The sequence below is a fragment of the Thiolapillus sp. genome, assembly GCF_048562965.1.
Lineage (GTDB): Bacteria > Pseudomonadota > Gammaproteobacteria > Chromatiales > Chromatiaceae > Thiolapillus > Thiolapillus brandeum_A.
Map to the genome: position 1 here is coordinate 1 of NZ_JBHNMF010001540.1, position 569 is coordinate 569.

A 569-nucleotide genomic window follows, 5' to 3' on the forward strand; every position below is an offset into this window, starting at 1 on the left:
TTGCGAGAATTCGCGCAAGGATCGACGAATATGTTCCCCTCCTACAAGGAGGCGTGGCGCGAGGTCTGCCGCAACCGTTTCTTTCATAGCCTGTTCGCGCTCTGTGATCTGGCACGCGATGACGTGTGGCCGACTGAGCGATGGCACGAGGCCCTGCATGCCTGGGGTGAAGAAGACATGCTGCAACGGTCGTGGTGTTATGCCGCCCCCCTGGTGCAGCGCATGCCCGACACCGTTATCCAGGAAATCGCCCATGGCGTGACGGGATGGATCGAGGTGGTATCCGGGACGATTAACCGTCACAAGGACATCCTGCTGGACCTGTGTCGCCGTGTATTGGAAATGTCACTCGAAGCGGACACGGGGATGACACACAATGGCGGGCCAACGGATCAGCCTGTCGCCGAGGCACTCAACCACCCCATCGGGCATGTCACGCAGGCGCTGATCAACCTGTGGTTCAAGCGGAACCCAAACGACAACGATCTTCTTCCAGAAGAGATCAAACCTTTCTTTACCGAACTGTGTGATGTTCAGAAGGCCCGATTCCGCCCCGGTCGGGTACTGCT

Annotated in this window: 1 pseudogene; it reads left to right on the forward strand. The window is 58.3% G+C overall.

Features of this window, described 5'->3' with window-relative positions:
- Positions 1-30: 30 nt before the first annotated feature.
- A pseudogene (locus ACOCD2_RS25390) lies at positions 31-569 on the forward strand (hypothetical protein); the annotation flags it as partial.